This window comes from Acetivibrio ethanolgignens, from assembly GCF_001461035.1.
Lineage (GTDB): Bacteria > Bacillota > Clostridia > Lachnospirales > Lachnospiraceae > Velocimicrobium > Velocimicrobium ethanolgignens.
This window is the reverse complement of the sequence record NZ_LNAM01000187.1, coordinates 1-18,540: the sequence shown is the minus strand read 5'-3', so window position 1 is coordinate 18,540 and position 18,540 is coordinate 1. Positions and strand designations below refer to the sequence as shown.

15 protein-coding genes and 1 other annotated feature are annotated in these 18,540 nt (G+C 40.8%); of the genes, 11 read left to right on the top strand and 4 right to left on the bottom strand.

Annotation, left to right across the window (positions count from 1 at the left end; translation table 11 throughout):
* The first annotated feature begins 355 nt into the window (after window positions 1-355).
* Window positions 356-561: a binding site (T-box leader), on the top strand.
* A 103-nt stretch (window positions 562-664) separates the two neighbouring features.
* The 3 genes from ASU35_RS14690 to ASU35_RS14680 all read left to right on the top strand — a co-directional run bounded on the left by ASU35_RS14690 (window position 665) and on the right by ASU35_RS14680 (window position 5,154).
* Window positions 665-1,996 (top strand): argininosuccinate synthase, encoded by a 1,332-nt coding sequence (locus ASU35_RS14690; RefSeq protein ID WP_083504333.1) that lies wholly within the window; start codon window positions 665-667, stop codon window positions 1,994-1,996.
* The gene (argH, locus tag ASU35_RS14685; RefSeq protein WP_058353736.1) at window positions 1,948-3,333 is read left to right on the top strand and encodes an argininosuccinate lyase; all 1,386 of its coding nucleotides are present in this window, start codon (window positions 1,948-1,950) and stop codon (window positions 3,331-3,333) included. The genes ASU35_RS14690 and argH overlap by 49 nt, the downstream gene beginning before the upstream one ends.
* A gap of 87 nt (window positions 3,334-3,420) precedes the next feature.
* Window positions 3,421-5,154: an ABC transporter ATP-binding protein gene (locus ASU35_RS14680; RefSeq protein ID WP_058353735.1), complete on the top strand. Its 1,734-nt coding sequence runs from the start codon at window positions 3,421-3,423 to the stop codon at window positions 5,152-5,154.
* A gap of 150 nt (window positions 5,155-5,304) precedes the next feature.
* Here the strand turns inward: ASU35_RS14680 and ASU35_RS14675 are convergent, their stop codons facing one another.
* On the bottom strand, window positions 5,305-5,622 hold the full coding sequence (locus ASU35_RS14675; RefSeq protein WP_058353734.1) for a hypothetical protein: 318 nt from the start codon (window positions 5,620-5,622) through the stop codon (window positions 5,305-5,307).
* A 352-nt stretch (window positions 5,623-5,974) separates the two neighbouring features.
* Between ASU35_RS14675 and ASU35_RS14670 the strand changes: the two genes are divergently transcribed.
* From ASU35_RS14670 to recJ, 5 genes are all read left to right on the top strand, one after another.
* Entirely contained in the window at window positions 5,975-6,334 is a 360-nt protein-coding gene (locus ASU35_RS14670; RefSeq protein ID WP_058353733.1) for a TIGR04086 family membrane protein, read from the top strand.
* A 91-nt stretch (window positions 6,335-6,425) separates the two neighbouring features.
* A complete protein-coding gene (scfA, locus tag ASU35_RS14665) occupies window positions 6,426-6,566 on the top strand; it encodes a six-cysteine ranthipeptide SCIFF (RefSeq protein ID WP_058353732.1) in 141 nt (46 codons plus the stop codon).
* Window positions 6,567-6,651: 85 nt separating this feature from the next.
* Entirely contained in the window at window positions 6,652-8,028 is a 1,377-nt protein-coding gene (gene scfB / locus ASU35_RS14660; RefSeq protein ID WP_058353731.1) for a thioether cross-link-forming SCIFF peptide maturase, read from the top strand.
* Window positions 8,029-10,182, top strand: a complete 2,154-nt coding sequence (secD, locus tag ASU35_RS14655) for a protein translocase subunit SecD (protein WP_058353730.1) — start codon at window positions 8,029-8,031, stop codon at window positions 10,180-10,182. It begins immediately after the preceding gene.
* 1 nt (window position 10,183) lies between these two features.
* Window positions 10,184-11,944, top strand: coding sequence for a single-stranded-DNA-specific exonuclease RecJ (recJ, locus tag ASU35_RS14650; protein WP_058353729.1), 1,761 nt, complete (start codon window positions 10,184-10,186; stop codon window positions 11,942-11,944).
* A 98-nt stretch (window positions 11,945-12,042) separates the two neighbouring features.
* On the opposite strand, the gene ASU35_RS14645 is transcribed toward recJ, so the two are convergent.
* A complete protein-coding gene (locus ASU35_RS14645; protein WP_058353728.1) occupies window positions 12,043-13,389 on the bottom strand; it encodes a hypothetical protein in 1,347 nt (448 codons plus the stop codon).
* A 192-nt stretch (window positions 13,390-13,581) separates the two neighbouring features.
* Window positions 13,582-14,124 carry a MarR family winged helix-turn-helix transcriptional regulator gene (locus ASU35_RS14640; protein WP_058353727.1) on the bottom strand — a complete coding sequence of 181 codons (543 nt, stop codon included), beginning with the start codon at window positions 14,122-14,124 and terminating at the stop codon, window positions 13,582-13,584.
* A 426-nt stretch (window positions 14,125-14,550) separates the two neighbouring features.
* Between ASU35_RS14640 and ASU35_RS14635 the strand changes: the two genes are divergently transcribed.
* The 3 genes from ASU35_RS14635 to ASU35_RS14625 all read left to right on the top strand — a co-directional run bounded on the left by ASU35_RS14635 (window position 14,551) and on the right by ASU35_RS14625 (window position 18,121).
* Window positions 14,551-15,744 (top strand): MalY/PatB family protein, encoded by a 1,194-nt coding sequence (locus ASU35_RS14635; protein ID WP_058353726.1) that lies wholly within the window; start codon window positions 14,551-14,553, stop codon window positions 15,742-15,744.
* Between the two features lie 28 nt (window positions 15,745-15,772).
* On the top strand, window positions 15,773-17,017 hold the full coding sequence (locus ASU35_RS14630) for a dicarboxylate/amino acid:cation symporter (protein WP_058353725.1): 1,245 nt from the start codon (window positions 15,773-15,775) through the stop codon (window positions 17,015-17,017).
* A 483-nt stretch (window positions 17,018-17,500) separates the two neighbouring features.
* Window positions 17,501-18,121: a hypothetical protein gene (locus tag ASU35_RS14625; RefSeq protein ID WP_058353724.1), complete on the top strand. Its 621-nt coding sequence runs from the start codon at window positions 17,501-17,503 to the stop codon at window positions 18,119-18,121.
* Between the two features lie 54 nt (window positions 18,122-18,175).
* Here ASU35_RS14625 and ASU35_RS19400 read toward each other — a convergent pair whose 3' ends face one another.
* On the bottom strand, window positions 18,176-18,325 hold the full coding sequence (locus ASU35_RS19400; protein WP_156059446.1) for a hypothetical protein: 150 nt from the start codon (window positions 18,323-18,325) through the stop codon (window positions 18,176-18,178).
* Window positions 18,326-18,540 lie beyond the last annotated feature (215 nt).

Sequence of the window (18,540 nt, the reverse complement as noted above, 5' to 3'; positions counted from 1 at the left end):
GGCAAAAAACACGGAGGTTTTTTGAGCGGACTTGAGACAGGAGGTCGAATGTCCGCGTATACGGTAGAAGGGGTCTATGAGAAGTTGAAAAATAATATAGCATAGAGTGCTGCTGCGAATATGGCGTATGTAGCAGCTTTATTTTTAACTTTCATGTTCGCTACCTCTTTTACTATAGTATTGTAAAATTTATAGCAGGCATAAAATATTTAGTCAACGTATTTTTCACAAAATATTTGCTTTAGATGAATAAAAATTCATAATAAGTGCATAAAAATTTAAAAAATGGCAAAAAATAATTGACAATACAGAAAAGAAACTGTAAGATAGAGCCCATATCAATGAATTATATAATAACAAATCGTTGATCAGGAGAGTACACTGGATGGAATCTACAGCGAGGCAGTGGAGAGTGGAAGTCTGCCAGAGAAAGTCTTGTGGAAACGCACCTGTGAGAGCCTGGGTGAATTCATAGCTCAGGACGGGTTTCCCCCACGTTACGGGATGAGAGGCCTTGTTGGAGGCAACTGGAGTGGTACCGCGTGTAATAGCGTCTTCGGAGCATATTGTTCTGAAGACGCTTTTCTTTTTTATTCGATAGGAGGGTTTGCTTTATCGAATAAAAACACTCCGCTAAGAATGATGAAAAAGGAGGAGAATGGTCATGAAAAAGGAAAAGAAGGACATTAAAAAAATTGTATTGGCTTATTCGGGAGGATTAGATACCTCTGTTATGATTCCGTGGCTTAAGGAGAATTATAACAATGCAGAGATTATTGCTGTTACCGGAGATGTGGGTCAGGCAGATGAGATGGAGGGACTGGAGGAAAAGGCTATACAGACCGGAGCTAGCAAATATTATGCACTGGATTTAAAGGATGAATTTGTAGAGGACTATATTTTCACCTGTCTGAAGGCAGGGGCTAAATATGAGGATGCGTATCTTTTAGGAACTGCCTTTGCAAGACCGGTAATTGCAAAGGGACTGATTGACATTGCACTTAAAGAGGGAGCAGATGCCATTTGCCATGGCTGTACGGGAAAAGGAAATGACCAGGTACGTTTTGAACTGGCAGTCAAGGCCTTTGCACCGGATATGACGATTATTGCACCTTGGAGAAGCTGGGAGTTAAATTCCAGAGAAAAGGAAATTGCCTATGCAGAGGCTCATAATATTCCATTAAAGATTAATAGAGAGACAAATTATTCTAAGGATAAAAATATCTGGCATTTGTCTCATGAAGGGTTGGATTTGGAAAATCCGATGAATGAGCCAAAATATGATGAGATTCTGGAAATGAGTGTAACACCGGAAAAGGCACCAGATGAACCAACCTACATTACCCTCCATTTTGAGCAGGGAATTCCGACTGCTTTAAATGGGGAAGAAATGTCAGGCCAGGAGCTTTTATTAAAGCTCAATGAAATTGGAGGAGCCAATGGTATTGGTATTCTGGACATGGTAGAAAATCGTCTGGTAGGTATGAAGAGCCGTGGTGTTTATGAGACACCGGGAGGTACTATTCTTTACAAGGCTCATGAGCTTTTAGAGACGATTACGCTGGATAAGGAAACACAGCACTATAAGCATCAGATTGGCGTAAAATTTGGGGAGCTTTTATATAACGGACAGTGGTTTACGCCACTACGGGAGGCTCTGTGTGCTTTTGTAGATAGCGTTAGTGAGTCGGTAAATGGGGATGTAAAGCTCAAGCTTTACAAGGGAAACGTGATTCCGGCAGGGATGTGTTCGCCAACCAGCCTGTATTCAGAGCAGATTGCAAGCTTTGGTGAGGATGACTCCTATGACCAGAATGATTCCGCAGGCTTTATCAATCTGTTTGGACTTCCAATTAAGGTAAAGGCAATGCAGGAAGCAAAGGCAGCGGCAGAGAAAATACAGACAGCTGTCACAAAAAAACAGTACAAAGGCAAGGAGACACTGATATGGCATTATGGGGAGCACGATTTGAAAAAGAAGCAGATGAACGCCTGAATGATTTCAATTCCTCTATTCGTGTAGACCAGGTGATGTACCACCAGGATATCAGGGGAAGTATCGCCCATGTAACGATGCTTTCCAGGCAGGGGATTATTCCGGAAAAGGATAAAGAGCTGATTATTGAGACGTTGGAGGAAATTGAAGCAGACCTGGAGACAGGAAAGCTTGCGATTGCTCCGGCGGCAGAGGACATTCATATGTTTTTAGAAGCAGAGCTTACAAAACGCTGTGCAAAAAAAGGAGCAGAGGGGGCAGGAAAACGGATTCATACAGCCAGAAGCCGGAACGATCAGGTAGCCCTGGATGTGAGAATGTATGGGATGGAGCAGTGCAGGGAAGTAATAAAGCTATTGCGGGAGCTGATAGAGGTACTCTGCAAAAAGGCATCGGAGCATACAGAGACGATTATGCCGGGCTACACTCATCTGCAGAGGGCACAGCCGATTACCTTTGCCCATCATCTCATGGCCTATGTAGAGATGTTCTGCAGGGATACGGAGAGACTCTGGGATGCTGTAAGAAGGTGTAATGTGCTGCCGTTAGGAAGTGGGGCTTTAGCAACAAGCACTTATCCCATTGACCGGGAATATACAGCAGAGCTTCTGGGCTTTGACCGTGTGTGTGAAAACAGCCTGGATGGTGTCAGCGATAGAGATTTTGCCATGGAGATGGCAGCGGCTTTGAGCATTATTATGGTGCATTTCTCCCGTTTTAGTGAGGAGATAATTTTATGGAGCAGTTGGGAATTCAAGTTTATTGAGCTGGATGATGCCTTTGCGACGGGCAGCAGTATTATGCCGCAGAAAAAGAATCCGGACGTCTGTGAACTGATACGAGGGAAGAGCGGAAGGGTCTTTGGAAATTTACAGGCACTTTTGACAATGATGAAGGGGCTGCCACTGGCCTACAACAAGGATATGCAGGAGGATAAGGAGGCCTTGTTTGACAGCTTTACTACGGTTAAGCTGTGTCTTACCACGCTGATTCCAATGCTGGAGACATGCCGGGTGAATAAAGAGAATATGCGGCAGGCAGCAGCGAAGGGCTTTATCAATGCCACCGATTGTGCTGATTATCTGGTACGCAAAGGGCTTCCTTTCCGGGAAGCTTACGGCGTTGTGGGCCGGCTGGTACACAGTGCGATGGAAAAGGAGAAGGTTTTAGAGACTCTGACAATGGAGGAATATAAAGAGGCAAGCGAGCTGTTTGAAGAAGATATTTACGAGGCTATTTCGCTGGAAACCTGTGTAAAAAACAGGAGGATAACAGGCGGTCCGGCACCGGAGATTGTAAAAAGGCATATTGAAAATATCAGAAAGACATTTTTTTGACATTTTTCTTATTTTGGAGTATTCTATAAGAACAGTAGTTTTTTTAAGCTGCTGCTGGAATTTGGGTGCTAAGGAGGAACGCTAGTAATGAACAGCAGAGCAAAAAAGTTTTTATCTTTTTATAAGCCTTATATGGGGCTTTTCCTGTCTGATATGGTGTGTGCCTTTACGCTGGCGGGGATTTCACTGGTAAATCCATTGATTGTACGGTATATTACCAATGATTTACTGGTGAATACCCCTTATGGAGAGGCTGGAGCCATTATTTTAAAGCTGGGTGGATTGATGCTGCTTTTAGCTGCAGTGCAATTTTTTTGCAATTATTTTGTCAACTACCAGGGACATATGATGGGAGCAAAAATGGAATTTGATATGCGAAATGAAATATTTGAGCATTTTCAAAAGCTTTCCTTTAATTTTTATGACAATCAGAAAACAGGACAATTAATGTCCCGGGTGACCAATGATTTGTTTGATATTACAGAGCTTTGCCACCATGGCCCGGAGGATTTGGTGATTTCTATAATTAAATTTGTAGGGGCCTTTGTTATTCTTCTGCAGGTCAATGCAAAGCTGACACTTATTGTATTTGCCTTTATCCCGATGATGTTTGCATTTATTTTAATTATGCGGAAAAAGATGCACAGGGCTTTTAAAAATAATCGTGCCAAGCAGGCAGACATCAATGCACAAATTGAAGATAACCTGTCTGGTATCCGGGTTGTGAAATCCTTTGCTAATGAGGCCTGGGAAATGGAGAAATTCCGGGAGGGCAATTTAAAATATCTGGGATGCAAGCGGAACAGTTATTTTTATATGTCTAATTTTCATTCAGGACTTAATTTCTGTATTTCTGCTATTAATATAGCTGTGGTTATCGGCGGAGGTATGTTTATTACAGGAGGCTCTATTTCACTGGGGGATTTAGTAACCTTTCTTTTATATATTAACAATCTGATTGAGCCGGTGCAGAAGCTGATTAACTTCACAGAGCAATTCCAAAACGGTATGACCGGCTTTGAACGTTTTATGGATATTAAGGAGATTGAACCGGATATTGCAGATAAAGAAGGAGCTGAGCCACTGGGAAAGGTGAAGGGAGAAATTGTTTTTGACCATGTAGCCTTTAAATATGAGGATGGTGTTTCAGAAGTATTCCGTAATATTGATTTGAAGGTACGGGACGGTGAGTATATTGCTCTGGTAGGACCGTCTGGTGTTGGAAAAACGACCATGTGCAGTTTGATTCCACGGTTTTACGAGCCGACAGAAGGAAAAATATGTATTGATGGAAAGGATATTCAGGAGGTTACACTTAATTCTTTACGGAAAAATATCGGTGTAGTACAGCAGGATGTTTATTTGTTTGCAGGAACGATAATGGATAATATCAGATACGGCAAAATGAACGCTACGGAAGAGGAAGTTATCAAGGCGGCAAAAAATGCGAATGCCCATGAGTTTATTATGGAGCTGCCGGACGGATATTCTACCTATATCGGACAGCGGGGCGTGAAGCTGTCCGGCGGGCAAAAGCAAAGAATCAGTATTGCCCGGGTATTTCTTAAAAATCCGCCAATTTTGATTTTTGATGAAGCAACATCGGCATTAGATAATGAGAGTGAAAAGGTAGTACAGGAGTCTTTAGAGCATCTGGCAAAGAACCGTACAACGCTGGTGATTGCTCACCGGCTGACGACAATTCGGAATGCAGAAAAGATTATTGTGCTGACGGAGGAAGGAATTGCCGAGCAGGGAACCCATGAGGAGCTGATGGCACGGGCAGGGATTTATCAAAGCCTGTATGTAGTGAACAGGTAGAGCCTGGAGGTGCTTTGGAAAAATTGCGACTTCTGATGCAATTCTTGAAAAGCCGGGAAGGCTGACTGTAGAGGAATTTAAAGAAATTAAAAAGCATATTTAACAAATAAAAAAGACCTGCTTTGAAATGATTCTAAGCAGGCCTTTCTACTATTCAGCTTCTTCGGAAGAGGTATCTTCGTCACTTGTCTCCTGCTCTTGTGGAGCTTCCGCTTCTGGTTCTTCCTGAACAGAGGTCTCAGTTTCTTCCTTATTGAGATTTAAGGTTACATATTCACGGTTCTCTGAAGCTGCCGGAGTATCAGCTTCTCCTTCATCATTAAAGTCAAAATCATCAAATTCGTCTTCAAAATCGTCAAACTCATCGGAAGAATCCTTATTGATTACATTTTTTACAAGGTAATATGCACTTCCGGCAAATGCTGCAACGGACAAAGCCGCAAACATAAATTTACCAAACTTTTTCATAAAAAACTCCTTCCTCTATACAAAATATTAATTTATATTATATAGCTTATTCCTAAAAAAGAAAAGACTTATTTTAAAATCAAATCTAAAACTTTAATAAAAATCCCCTAAAATGAGGAGAGGCCCGGCAGAAGGTAACGATTCCACCGGGCTGTTTATGAAAAAAATCTATATTAGCACTAGCTTTATTGGCTATCTTTAGTATATACAAAAGATGTGACTAAAGTTTGATTGGAGTCTTAACAAATTATGAACAAATCGCAAACTTTTTGTTCATAATTTAAAGTCATAATTTTATTTTTGGGGAATATATTGAAGCAGAGGGCATTAAAATAGAACGGAGGGAGAAAAAATGAAGAGGGACAAAATCGGAGCAGTTATAAAAGGCATATTGGGGGCATACCTGTTGACAGGTATTATTCTTTTGGTGCTGGCATTTCTTATGTATCGTTTTTATCCTTCAGGAGAGCTCCTTAAGATGGGAATTGTATTTACATATCTGTTTTCCTCCTTTGTTGGCGGATTTTTGGCAGGCCGACAGGGAAAGGAACGAAGGTTTCTGTGGGGAATGGCAGCTGGATTTGTTTATTTTATAATTTTATTTTTAGTATCTATGGCTCTTGGAAGTGATGTATTTGGAAATTTAGGTACGACAGTTACTATATTTATTATGTGTACTCTGGGTGGTATGCTGGGCGGTATGATTAGCTGATGACAAAAAATAAAAAAATACTTTTATTATAGAGAAAACTGTGATATAATCATGCTGTATGTGTAGGATTTGGAAGAAGGAGGATTTTATTATGAAGCACGTTAAGACATTACATACAAGAAACTTAAAAGAGAGTATGAAGAAGGGTGGCTGCGGTGAGTGCCAGACATCTTGCCAGTCTGCTTGTAAGACCTCTTGTACAGTAGGTAATCAGAGCTGCGAGAATAAGTAAGATTACGAGAGAATATCGCTGCACAGTCCCTGGACTATGCAGCGATATTCTCTTGACTGCAATAATTTTAGAAAGGGGAACCATTATGGTACACCAGTATAAAAATAATGGCTATAATATTGTGCTGGATGTGAACAGCGGAAGTGTTCATGTGGTAGATGATATCACCTATGATATGATTGAGCTTTGGGAAAAGAAGGACAAGCAGGTTATTTTGGCAGAGGTGAAAAAACGATATCCGGAAGAAGCCAGTGAGGAAGAGCTTCTAGAAGCCATGGATGAGATTGAAGAGCTCATTAGGGATGGAGCCTTGTTTTCAGAGGATATCTACGAAAAATACATCCATGACTTTTCTGAAAGAGAGACTGTAATTAAGGCAATGTGCCTGCATATTGCTCATGACTGTAATCTTCGCTGCAGCTACTGCTTTGCAGACGAGGGTGAGTATAAGGGAAAACGCGGTCTTATGTCCTATGAGGTAGGAAAACAGGCTCTGGATTTTCTGATTGCGAATTCCGGCAGCCGAAAGAATCTGGAGGTTGACTTCTTTGGCGGTGAGCCGTTGATGAATTTTGGAGTAGTAAAGCAGCTGGTTGAATACGGAAGACAGCAGGAGAAGATTCACAATAAAAACTTCCGTTTCACCTTAACAACGAATGGTGTCCTTTTAGATGACGATATTATGGAATTTCTGAATCAGGAAATGGCAAATGTGGTTATGAGTCTGGATGGACGTCCGGAGGTACATGATAAGCTGCGTCCCACTCCAAATAAAAAGGGAAGCTATGCACTGGTAGCACCGAAGTTCCAAAAGCTTGCTAGGCTTCGTAAGCAGAAGGATTACTATGCGAGAGGAACCTTTACCCACTACAATCTGGATTTTTCCAGGGATGTGCTGCATCTAGCAGACCTTGGTTTTACCCAGGTGTCTGTGGAGCCTGTGGTAGCACCGGTAGAAGAACCATATGCTCTGGGAGAAGAGGATATTCCGAAGATTTGCGAGGAGTATGACTTGCTGGCAAGGGAGCTGATTAAGAGAAAGAAAGAGGGAAGAGGCTTTAATTTCTTCCACTTTATGATAGACCTGACCGGCGGTCCATGTGTTGCAAAGCGGCTTTCCGGTTGTGGCTCGGGAACAGAGTATCTGGCGGTAACTCCGTGGGGGGATTTATATCCATGTCACCAGTTTGTTGGTAATGAAGATTTCCTGATGGGAAATGTATTTGATGGCATCAAACGGACGGATTTGCAGAAACAGTTCAAGGGCTGTAACGTTTATTCCAAGGAAAAATGTAAAAACTGCTTTGCCAAGTTTTACTGCAGTGGCGGCTGTGCAGCCAATGCCTTTAATTTCCATGGAGATATCAATGATGCGTATGATATTGGCTGTGAGCTCCAGAGAAAGAGAGTGGAGTGTGCCATTATGATAAAGGCTGTTGAAGCAGAAGAGGAGGAAAAATAAATGAATGACAGGAAGAAAGGTATACTGCATATTGCCTTGATTTTAGCAGCAATTGCAGTGTGCAGCTATGTAGCAATGGTGGGTATTGGAAAGGCCCACAAGGGAAGCGTAGGAAATATCCGTCTGGGACTTGACCTGGCCGGTGGTGTCAGTATTACCTACCAGGCAAAGGGTGATAAGGCTCCAAGTCAGGAAAAGATGGATGATACCGTTTATAAGATGCAGAAGCGTGTAGAAAATTACAGCACAGAGGCACAGGTTTATCAGGAGGGTGACCGCCGGATTAATATTGATATTCCAGGGGTTACTAATGCCAATGAAATTCTGGAGGCTCTTGGCAAGGCTGGCTCTATCCAGTTTGTCGATGAGTCCGGTAATATCATTATTGATGGTTCCCATATCGTAGATGCTCAGGCAGCGACACAGACCAGCCAGATGACAGGCTTAAATGACAATGTAGTCCAGCTAAAGCTGAATGCAAAGGGGGCAGAGCTTTTTAAGGCTGGTACGGAGGCTAACCTCGGAAAGACGATTGCCATTGTTTATGATGGAGAAGTAATTTCTGCTCCTTCCGTAGGTGTTGTAATTGAAAATGGTGAGGCTGTGATTCAGGGGCAGAGGACTTATGAAGAAGCAGAAGAGCTGGCATCTATTATTCGTATCGGTGCTCTTCCTTTGGAATTAGAGGAAATCCAGTCTCAGACGGTAGGTGCTAAGCTTGGTCTGGAGGCCATCAATACAAGCTTACTGGCTGGTATTATTGGATTTATCTGTATTATTATCTTTATGATTGCGTTATACCGGATTCCGGGTGTAGCAGCAAGTATTGCTTTAATCCTGTATATCACTGCAGAAATGGTAGTATTAAATGGTATGGATGTAACCCTGACCCTTCCGGGGATTGCAGGTATTATTCTTTCAATTGGTATGGCAGTGGATGCTAATGTTATTATTTTCACCCGTATCAAAGAGGAGCTGGCAACTGGCAAGACAGTTCGCTCCTCCATCAAGCTGGGCTTTGACAAGGCTTTATCTGCGATTGTAGATGGTAATGTAACTACCCTGATTGCAGCAGCAGTTCTCTGGTTTAAAGGAACCGGTACAGTAAAGGGCTTTGCACAGACTCTGGCAGTTGGTATTGTTTTATCCATGATTACGGCACTTTTTATAACCAAGCTTTTATTAAATGCTTTTTACAGTCTGGGCTGTGATGATGTGAAGTTCTATGGTGTCCAGAAGGAAAGAAAGACCTGGAATTTTGTCGGTAATGTAAAGAAGACCTATGCAGTATCTCTGATTTTAATTGTAGTTGGTATTGCAGCACTTTTTGTAAACAGAAGCCAGATTGGCGGTGTTTTAAATTACGGTCTGGACTTTAAGGGAGGTACCTCTACAGAGATTACCTTTAAGGAGCCGCTGTCTGATGAGCTTCAGAAAAAGGTTGAGCAGACCTTTATGGACGTTGCCGGTTCTACCGTTATTATTGATAAGATTGAGGATTCCAATACACTGCGTGTCAAGACCGATGAGCTTTCCTTAGATAAACGTCAGGCTTTGGAGAAGACTCTGGTAACAGAATACGGTGTAGATGCAGGGAACGATATTAAGACAGAGAGCATCAGTGCGACTGTCAGCAAGGAGATGAAAAGTGATGCGGTAATTTCCGTGATTATTGCAGGTATTTGTATGCTTATTTATATCTGGGTTCGTTTCAAGAACATTTTCTTTGGTGCAGGAGCCGTTTTTGCCCTTCTCCATGACGTTCTGATTGTACTCATGGTATATGCGGTATCCCGGATTTCCGTTGGTAATACCTTTATTGCATGTATGCTTACAATAGTTGGTTATTCTATTAATGCGACAATTGTTATTTATGACCGTATCCGTGAAAATAAGGCAACAATGCTTAAAAAGGATACCATGGCAGATGTTGTTAATTTGAGTATTTCCCAGACCTTCTCACGAAGCATCAATACCTCCATAACAACATTAATCATGGTTGTTATGCTGGCAATCCTGGGTGTTGAGTCTGTTCGTGAGTTCGCGATTCCGTTAATTGCAGGTATCGTAGCAGGTGGCTATTCTTCCATCTGTATCGCTGGTACTCTGTGGTATTTCTTGAATGGAAAAGAAGGAAAAAAAGTAAGCAAATAATATGGAAAAATGGTTTATTAAGAATAAAAAGGCAGATTTTGCCCTGATTGCCAAAAGCTTTGGCATCAGTGAAACTCTGGCTCATCTGGCAGTAAACCGTGGGATTACAAGCGGGGAAGCTCTAAAGAGCTTCCTCGCTCCATCCCTTTCAACTCTTGCTTCTCCAAAGCTTTTTAAGGATGGAGAAAAGCTTGCGTCTACAATAGTAGAAAAACTGTCAGAGGGAAAGAGAGTACGGATTATTGGTGATTATGATGTGGACGGTGTAATGTCCACTTATTTATTATACCGGGGGTTAACCTCCTGTGCAGAAGCTCTTGGCAGTGCTTCTGTAATTGACTATGAGATTCCGGACAGGATTAAGGATGGCTACGGAATTAATATTGATCTCGTTGAGGTAGCCTGGGAAAACGGAGTAGACACGATTATTACCTGTGATAATGGCATTGCAGCTAAAAGCCAGGTGGCTTATGGAAAAGAAAAGGGCATGACAATGCTGATTACAGACCACCATGATATACCGATAGAAGAAGGAGTACCGGCAGCAGATGCCGTGGTAAACCCCAAACAGGAGGATTGTACCTATCCCTTTCCCGGACTGTGCGGTGCCGGAGTAGTATTCCAGCTTTTGAGACTGCTTTTTGAAGCATGTGGAATTCCTATAGAAAAATGGGAAGAGCTTGTGGAATTTACCGCGATTGCAACGGTTTGTGATGTCATGGATCTGGTGGAGGAAAACCGGGCGATTGTGAGTGTTGGCTTAAAACGGCTGGAACATACCAAAAACATTGGACTTAAGGCTCTGATTCTGGAATGTGGTCTGGAGGGCAGTGAATTGACTGCTTACCATATGGGCTTTGTTATCGGCCCTTGCATTAATGCAACGGGCCGGCTGGATACGGCAAAAAAAGGCCTTTCTCTTTTAATGACGGAGGATGAAAAAGAGGCAGCCAGGCTGGCAAAGGAGCTTCGGACTTTAAATGAGGAGAGAAAGGTATTGACGGAGGAAGGACTTAAGGCGGCTGTTTCCCAGGTCGAAAACAGTCCTTTTCTGCAGCAGGACAAGGTTTTAGTGATCTATTTGGCTGACTGCCATGAAAGTCTTGCAGGTATTATCGCCGGGCGTCTGAGAGAACGCTATAACAAGCCGACAATTGTTTTAACCAAAACAGAAAAGGGAGTTAAGGGCTCCGGCCGTTCTATCGAGGAATACTCGATGTTTGAGGAATTAAGCCGTTGCGGGGAGCTTTTGACAAAGTTTGGCGGCCATCCGATGGCAGCCGGTCTTTCCCTGGAGGAGGAAAAAATAGAAAAACTTCGCCAGACGCTGAATGAGAAGACAACTTTAACGGAAGATGACCTGATACCAAAGCTGTCCTTTGATATGGTACTTCCTTTCCGGAAAATTTCCCTTTCTCTGATTCGCGAAATGGCTCTTTTAGAGCCTTATGGAAAAGGGAATCCCAAGCCGAGGTTTGCTCTGAAGGATGTGGAGCTTAAGAGGGCTTTTGTTATCGGCAAGAACAAAAATATGTTACGGCTTCAGGTAAAGCAGGCAGATTCTCCTATGTATACGGCTATGCTGTTTAGTGGCTTTGAGGTCTTCCAGACAATGCTTGCAGAAAAGTATGGGGCTCTTGCTTTTGACAATCTCCTCTCAGGGAGGGCAGAAGGATATCAAATGGATATTTTATTTTATCCGGATATTAATGAGTATAATGGGTATGAAAATATACAGCTGGTGGTGGAGAGCTTCCGGTAGTGTAGGAAATTTAGTTTTACAAACATAGAACCGGAGGTATTTCAAGGACGGAAAATAGTCATGGAATACCTCCGGTTTTTGTTGCACTTTCTGTTGCTTTACAGCACTTTATTTTTTGTCATATTGGCTAGGATGTCCTGTTTTATCTCTCTGATTTCCGGGAACGAGTCAAAGAAGTCCAGTTTTTCCTGCTGAGCTTTTGTAAGTGCCCACTTTGGGGGAAGTACATAATAGGAAAAGCATTCTGCAAAATCCTCGGTACAGCTGGTAGAAGCATAGCTGTTAATAAAGCTGTCACTGTGTCTGAAATAGAATAAGTGATTTTCCATATTGGCAAGCCTATCAAAGGCAAAGGATTTCCAGAACTTATCGTAAAATTTAGAAATATAGGAATTCTTTTTGCCTATCATATAGGTTTCCCGGTAAACATCAAAATCTTCAACCATAGAATCTGAATTAGTATATTCATTTGTATAGAATACCTCAGAGCTATTTAAGGATAAATAGTGGCCATATTCGTGAATTACGGTATTGGCAAATTCCAGCTTATCCGCCATATCTTCTGGGTCAATACTGATTTGCCAGGTTTTTCCGTTATCATCCAGCTGCTGTACGAAGGCTAGAATTCCATTGAAGCCATCGCTGGAAACAGCAAATTCCTTAAAGTTCTTTAAAAGAGAATCTGGGATAACACGGCGAAGCTCGTTCCAGGTATTCTGATATTTTTTTAACTGTTTTTTAGAAAGCTTCTTAATTCCTGTCCCGGTTGGATCCTTATATTTTATGGAAAGCGTCGAAGGATTGATAGTAAATTGGGCGATAGTTCCATTATCAGCGGTGAGGATATTATAGAATACTTCTTCTGCTTTCAGTGATTTATATTTTAACAGGATGGCATACAATTCATCCAAAGCTTTTTCTGCGTCAGCAGAAGCTTCGGTATAGGATTGATATAGCTGTGTTATTTTTTTGTAATCCTTTTTGGACAAAACAGATTTAATATTTTCAATAATCGGATTTTTTTTCGAGGTTCTCTTTGTGTAAGCCTCAGTTAATTTCTTGGCATCTTCTGCTGAGTTTGGAATATATTTTACGGTAAGCTGATTCAGATAATCGTTTAGCTTGCCGTAAAATATATTTTCTAAGCGGTCTGGGTTATACAAGGCTTCATCTCTTCGTAATTTTTCAAGACTTACAATTTTTGTAAGGATATCGTAGGCTGCTTTTCTTTCCTCGTTGGTTACTTTGGTATCCAGAACACCTAAAAGTAAGGAAAGCCGTTTGTTTACACTTTCTTCACTTACGCCTTGGGCTAGGAAGGAAGTGGATGCTAAGGGGGCAGCTTCCTGAGCGTAGGCATGGACAGGAACGGAGCCTCCTAATAAGGTTAAAATGGTAAAGGCGGTAATAAGGCCTTTTGAAAGAAAATAATTTTTATGAAACATAATATACTCCTCTCTTAGAATTACTTTGCTTAAGCATACATCAATTATATATGGAAAAGTATGGATAAGTTTTAAAAAAAACTAACATTTTTTTGACTATTTATTAAATGGGACTCTAGTATTATTTCAAAAGCCGAAATATCTGTTCCGCTGTCAAAGTCATATTATAGAAAGTATTTTTTGTAGAGAGGATTAGTTACATCTATTTCCTTCCTTTTTATCTGAACGGTGGCCGCTGTTTAATTCAAAATCTTTTTTGATAACATCATTATATACTGCGATTACTTTATAGAATATCTCAATTTCTTCAGTTGTACATTTTTCCTGCAGTTGGGACATTGTTTTTGCAATATCATTAATATCAAAAACTTTATGTGCCTGGCTCATCCTTGCACCATACGGTGTTACATACAGATGGATGTTCTTAGCATTGCCTTCTTTTTTTCTTTTTGTAATCAGTCCCCATTTTTCAAGTCTTCCAAGTATTTGGGAGATAGCTCCTTTTGTTTTATCCCAATATTTTATCAGTTCAGCCGGTGTTGTCCCAGGGTTATCTTCAATATAGGTCAATGTATGCACTTCAATCATGGTAAGTGCCTGATCTCCGTAATATTTGTGAGAAGAGTAAATATACTCATTGTAGTGCATAACAAATTGATAGAGATTACTGATGCGGCTGTTTAAAATTTTGTATGTCTCATTAACCATTGTTGTGTTCTTGGTATTATTGTTCATTTCTTTATATCTCCTTATATTATGATGTTGTGGTCAAACGCATAAATAAATTTACCCCTATGCCTATAGTACCTTGAAAAATTCCTGCTGCCTAAGTGTTTTCTTTGAATGACATGGAGGTTACCTTCTTTCCTAAGATATCTCTATTATACAGCAAGTAAACCATTTAGTCATGTATTTATTACAAAACATATGAATTTTTCAAGGTACTATAGCAGGGCTTTTGACCCCAATATCATAATATCATTTAACCATTAAACTATAAAATGTGCTAAATTTGTATAAAAATCAAAAATAAATAGTATAACAATTAAACAAAAAATATTGACAAGCTATAATAAAGGTGATATCATAAAAATACAAAAATGGTTTAGCGAATAAACCAAAAAAGGTGTGCAGAAATAATAATGAAGGAGGAAACAAAATATGAGCGGAAAGTACAATTTTGATGAAAACATCAATCGTCGCGGCACGTCATGTCTGAAGTATGACTTTGGAATGAAACGTAAGGGGAGAGAGGATCTTCTTCCTCTCTGGGTGGCAGACATGGATTTCAAACTGCAGGATGAAATTCTTGAGGATTTTCACAAACGGATTGATCATGGAATTTTTGGATATACAGATCCGGATGAAGAGTATTATGCAGCACTTGATCGGTGGTTTTCCGTCCATCATGGATACCATATTGAGCCTGAAACAGTAACTGTCGGATGTGGCGTAGTGTACGGGCTTGCAACTGGTGTGAAAGCATTTACGGAAGTGGGAGATTCAATAATTATTCAGCAGCCGGTTTATTATCCTTTTCGCGAAGTGATTGAGGACAATGGGAGAAGGTTCATCAACAATCAGCTTCACTATGAGAATGGACGCTATACAATTGATTTTGAGGATTTTGAACAGAAGATTATCAATAATAATGTAAAAGTATTTATTCTCTGCAATCCGCACAATCCGGTTGGCAGGGTCTGGACGAAGGAAGAACTAGAGCGTCTTGGAGATATTTGCTTAAAGCATAATGTCATTATTATGGATGATGAGATTCATTGCGATTTTTCGTTCCCAGGCTATAAGGTGACAAGTTTTATGACTCTGGATAAAAAGTATCAGGAGAATCTGGTGCTCTATACATCACCAAGTAAAACTTTTAATGTAGCAGGTCTGCAGCCTGCCAATATTATTATTAAGAATGAGAAACTCCGTGCAAAATATCGTAAGGCAAATGCAGCTACCGGGTACAGTCAGGGAAATATTATGGGAATGCTTGCGGTAAAATCCGTATATACCAAGGGCGATGAATGGGTAAAAGAACTGGTTGAGTACATCACCGGCAATATGCAGTACTTCAAAGAGTTCGTAAAAGAGAATTTCCCGAAAGCCCATTTTGTTGAACCGGAAGGAACCTATCTCCTCTGGGTGGATTTTTCCGGTTATGGTTTTACAGACGAAGAGCTGGATCATATCATGGTTGAAGAAGCACGTTTATGGTTGGATTCTGGTAAGATTTTCGGACCGGCAACAGCTCAGTTTGAAAGATTCAATGTAGCGTGTCCTCGGGCAACTGTAGAGCAGGCACTGAAACAATTGAAAGCGGCGATAGACAGTCATCAGAAGTGGGATTAATAGTCATTGTAAGAAAGGAGATAATGAGATGAAACAGATTTGGAATACCTATAAATCCTCCATATTATTGTTAGGCTCCATGGTAGTTGGTGGCGTGATTGGATTTTTCTGGGGTGAAGGAGCAGCAGTTCTTCAGCCGGTTGCCGATACCTTCTTAAATCTTTTGTACTGCTGTGTAGTTCCTTTGATTTTCTGTTCTTTGACAGCCGCGATTGCAAAAATGACGGATCTTTCAAAACTTAGAAAAATTTTATTTATTTTCCTTGCAGGAACGATCATTACTGGAATTATAGCCAGCCTTTTTATGGCAGTACCTTGTTTGTTTATTGATCCGGCAAACGCTAATATTGATTTTAGTTCGGAAGTAGGCGACATGACCAGTTCCATGAATTTTCTCGGTATGTTTACAGTTAATGATTTCCCTCTTCTGTTCTCTAGAAATAATCTGATGGCATTGATTGTGTTTACGGTTATATTTTCAATTGCAATTATTATGGCGGGAGAAAAAGGAAAGCCTATTGTTGCGACAATGGATTGTATGACTAAAGTTGTTGTTAAGGTAATCGGGATTGTGATGAAAATAGCACCTCTTGGTCTTGGATGTTACTTTGCAATTTTGATTGGGAAATATGGAAGTGAAGTTGTTGGACCGCTTGGTAAGGCTATTGTAATGTATCTTGTTGTGATTTTTGTGTATTTTCTTGTCTCTCAGACGGTAGAGGCATATATCGGTGCCGGTATGGAGGGCGTTAGGAGATGGTGGAAGACTGCAGTTCCTCCTACACTTACTGCACTTGGTACCTGTTCTTCCGCGGCAACCCTTCCGATGAATATGATTCAGGCAAAAGAGATTGGTATTCCGAATGAAATTGCAGATCTAGCAATTCCCCTTGGAGCGAATTTACATAAAGACGGAGCATGCATAATTCAGATTATTAAAATAGCATTTCTCTGTTCAGTATTTGGTGTTCCATATGCAACCCCACGCAATATTGTTTTATCCATTGTAATTGCGGTGATTGCATCAGTTGTTATGGGTGGAATACCTGCTGGTGGATACGTTGCAGAAATTTTTATTATTTCAGCGTTTGGGTTCCCGACTGTGTCAATTCCGATTATGGTTCTTATTGGAACAATTACGGATGCACCTGCCACAGCAGTTAATGTCACGGGGGATACCGGGCTTGCTATGATTATTGCCAGATTTGTGGAAGGAAAAGACTGGATGAAGAAAAGTGATGAAGTAAAGACTGCATGCAAAGCGGAAAAATGAGAAATGCTATTGTTTCTCCGGCAGCTCCGGCTGCGATTGGTCCATATTTTCAGGCAATTGAGGTAGGAAACTGCCCAAAGGTGCAAAGGTTGAAATTGAAGTAGCAGCAGTCAAATAGGATAGCACAGAAAAACGTATTTTGGACAGGAGCCGAATCGGAACAGAGATTTGGTTCCTGTATTTTATTCAATAGGAAAGTGCGTCCTATTGAATAAAAAACGCTCCGCTAAGGATCGCACTGCGGCGGCGTGGTAGATGTCGCTTTCGCGACCCGCCGCAGGCGGAGAGTTTGCTTTGCAAACTCTTTGTTCTATACATTTGGATATATCTGAATTCCGGAGATAATGGATTGGTTTATAAGCATTTGATGATAATATTGCAGATTCTCTTTTTAATTTTTAATTGCACTGCCTGTATTTTTTTGATAGAATAAAAAAGACGGAGTGAATTGTCGGGGAAGATAAATAAGAAAGGGAGAAAAGAATGAGGAAATTTTTTGAGGGAAAAATTTATTCGGCAGCGGGTTATCTGGAAATGATGATTTCTGCACTTTTGGTAGTTGTAATCCTTGTTTTGACGATTCAGCTGGCAGGAGAGGTCTTTTACATGGATAGCTACGAAATGGGCAGTGATGTACTGAGTGATTTAATGGGGAAAGCACTCAGTCTTGCAGTTGGCGTGGAATTTGTTAAGATGCTCTGTAAGCATACGCCGAGTACAGTTATTGAGGTTCTGATGTTTGCTACGGCACGTCAGATGGTAGTGGAGCATCTGTCACCGATACAGACATTGATTGGTATTATCTCAATTGCTATTTTATTTGCAACCCGGAAGTTCCTGTTTTGCAGTTTTGATGAGGTAGAAAAGACCGTATATCGTGGTACGCAGAAGGCAAGACTGATTAATGCCCTGCTAAAGCTGGATATACCATGTGAAGGTGATGAAACTCTGGCAGACGTAGTAAAGAGAGAGCTTCAGGCACGTGGAGAAGAACTGGGAACAGGAGCCTGTGTGTATTACCATGGGTATGCACTCAGAATAGCGAAGATTTATGATAATAAAGATATTACTCGGGTAGAGGTTATTCGTACTACAAACAGTTAAAAAAGAAGCTGGGGCAGCATCCTTTTCAAAGGGTGCTGTCCCAGCTTCTTACTCCTAAAAATTAAACTGATACTTTTCGATGATGTAATTAACTACATCATCCGGGTCTAGCGACTCGCTTTCAATTACTTCCTGCTTTACCTCGACGAGCTTTTTGCTGCTGTCGTTGGTGTAAAGGTGTCTGTCCAAGGTTTCGTTTACCATTTTAGTCCCTCCATTTTTTGAAGCAAAACAAGTAATCAACTTTTAAAGGTCTGTAAAATACAATATAGCATAGAAAGCTGTAAAAAAACAAGCATAAAAATGCCAAAATTTATTGACATAAAAACCAAAATTATGGAATAATATACAATAGTACAAAATAGCATTCTGGTGATATGTCAAGAACTTTTTGAAAAAGATTTTGATATGTTTTTCAG